General features: G+C 45.3%; 2 protein-coding genes and 1 pseudogene. All 3 read left to right on the top strand.

The features are described from left to right. Positions 1-401 precede the first annotated feature (401 nt). Positions 402-1,052, top strand: a complete 651-nt coding sequence (upp, locus tag PY364_RS28770) for a uracil phosphoribosyltransferase (protein WP_275571126.1) — start codon at positions 402-404, stop codon at positions 1,050-1,052. A 279-nt stretch (positions 1,053-1,331) separates the two neighbouring features. Then, positions 1,332-1,646: a hypothetical protein gene (locus PY364_RS28765; protein WP_275571125.1), complete on the top strand. Its 315-nt coding sequence runs from the start codon at positions 1,332-1,334 to the stop codon at positions 1,644-1,646. A 205-nt stretch (positions 1,647-1,851) separates the two neighbouring features. Next, positions 1,852-2,412 (top strand): annotated as a pseudogene (locus PY364_RS28760) (RNA-guided endonuclease TnpB family protein); the annotation flags it as partial.

Raw genomic sequence — 2,412 nt, 5'->3', positions numbered from 1 at the left:
GTATCTTTCACCGCCCAGAGGGCGGCGTTACGCTAAAGAAAAAAATGCGGGAACAGTCTACCATTGCGGACTGCCCCCGTCTGCCGATCCTTTGAGAGGAGAACACTAAAAATCACTATAGCCTTGTTGCAAATTTATGTCAACTCTATTAGAAAACTTTTTCAATAATCTGGCTGAGACTTCAGTTTGTCAGGACTTACGCGGCGTTAGGTTAGTGCCGCTGTGTCGGTGGTAAAGATACCGCCCAGAGGGCGGCGTTACAGGTAGTATGCGTAAGTCCCTTAACAAAGGCATCTTAGGAGGGAGTATCAGGGATATGATAGTTTGGGTGTTGGAAATTGAAAAATTCCACCTTGCCTCTAAAACTCTCTAGAACTCCTATTTTCTCTAATTTTCTACCGATGGCTCTCCAACTGCGTGTCTACGTTCCCCCCCATCCTTTAATCAAGCATTGGCTAGCTGTCGCCCGCGACGTGGCCACACCGTCAGTGCTATTTCGCTCAGCGATGACGGAATTGGGACGCTGGCTGACTTATGAGGCGATTCGAGATTGGCTACCGACGGTGGATGCAATGGTGCAAACGCCTTTGGCTGAATGTCCGGGTACTTTTATAAATCCAGAAGCACCGCTAGTGGTGATTCCAATTCTGCGGGCGGGGTTGGGGTTGATGGAAGGAATTCAGACTGTGGTTCCTCTAGCTGCGATTTATCATCTCGGTATGGTGCGAAATGAGGAGACGCTAGAAGTTAGTTGTTATTTGAATAAGTTACCGGCGGAGTTTAACCCGGAAACGCGGGTTTTAATTAGTGAGCCGATGTTGGCAACTGGGGGGACGATTATTGCGACAATGGAGGAACTGACTCAGCGAGGGATCGATCCTAGCTTGATTCGGATTATCTCTGTGGTGGCGGCTGGGCAAGCTTTGCAGCGCTTAAGCGTACTTTATCCGAGTTTGAATATTTATACGGCTGCGATCGATGAGCATCTGAATGAACACGGTTTTATTGTACCGGGACTAGGTGATGCTGGCGATCGCACTTTTGGCACTTAATAGCTAGGGACTAGGGGCTAGGGGCTAGGGACTAGGGAAGAAGGGAAGAAGGCAAGAAGGCAAGAGAATCAAGGGTGGAAGGAAACCAGAATGTCCTAACCACCTTGGCGGTTGGCATAACTTACAATCCTTAAATCGGGATTTAAACTAGGGCAAAAAATGCTATAATCTCAAACAAAATAGCTTAAAAACCTTGCCGGGTAAGCGGTTGTAATCCCGATCGGAGATTGAAATAAGCTGAGTTTTAGTAAAGAAAATATTGCAGGGGTCGGTGAAAACATGAGCAATCGAGAGGGTTTTACTGGAGGATTTATTGCTGGGGCTGCGATTGGCGGCTTGGTGGGTGCAATTTTAGGCACTGTCCTTGTTCGCCGCGCTAATGAAAATTCACTGGCTGAATTCTCAGATGTCAAGGTTAGCAAAGGGAGAAAGCGCCAACTTGAAAGCGAACGTATTGAAGGAGCTCGCCTGAGTCTGGAAGATAAAATTGCACAATTAAATCAGACAATTGATGATGTACGCCTACAACTTGGCAGTGTGAATGGGAATTCACCAGCTCATAATGGCGAAGAATCGGTGGCTGAAGACCAGTAAGTAAGTCAATCCATCTAATTAAAGGTAAGACACGGATGGCTAAAAAGCTCACTTTATAAGCATTCTACCTTCGACCGTCTACTTTATAAGAAAATACCCTGAAAACCCTGTGACTTTAGTCCAGGGATGAAAGGGAGCGGGAGACTTTAGTCTCCCAGTTAGATATTTCCAAGTATAGTACAATAAATCAAAGGAGGTGAAATTAATGTATGCAGTGCAAAAAGATGTTTGGCATTTAACAGGATTCGATAAAACTATTGTTGAGCAACTGTTGAGATGGTCAAATAATCTGTTTAATGTCGGCACTTACGAAAGTCGGCAACGGTACTTTAAAGATCGAAGTGCGGTTAAATACCAAGACTTGTACAAAATAACCAAAACCAACGAAAATTACGGATTACTTTACTCGCAAGTCGCCCAACAATCGCTTAAATCTGTCGCCGAATCTTTTAGCTCTTTTCGAGCCTTAGAAAAGTTAGCAAAGAAAGGGCAGCTCAATCAAAAACCGAGATTGCCCAAGTACAGAACCAAGGGGGCGATGTACCAGGTTTCCTATCCGGGACAAGCCTTGAAAATAGTGGGTAATCGAGTGAGACTACCTTTGGGAACCAAAGGCAAAGAACACTTCGGGACAGACGCTCTCTGGGTAACATTACCGGAACGCTTGAAAGATTGCCAAATTAAAGAACTTAGGCTAATCCCTAGAAATGGTGAGGTCTGGATTGAGTATGTTTACGAGTCTCTGACTGAGCAAGCTCTTAGTTGC

Source organism: Kamptonema sp. UHCC 0994 (assembly GCF_029167235.1).
Classification (GTDB): Bacteria; Cyanobacteriota; Cyanobacteriia; order Cyanobacteriales; family Microcoleaceae; genus Kamptonema.
This window is presented reverse-complemented; position numbering and strand designations above follow the sequence as displayed.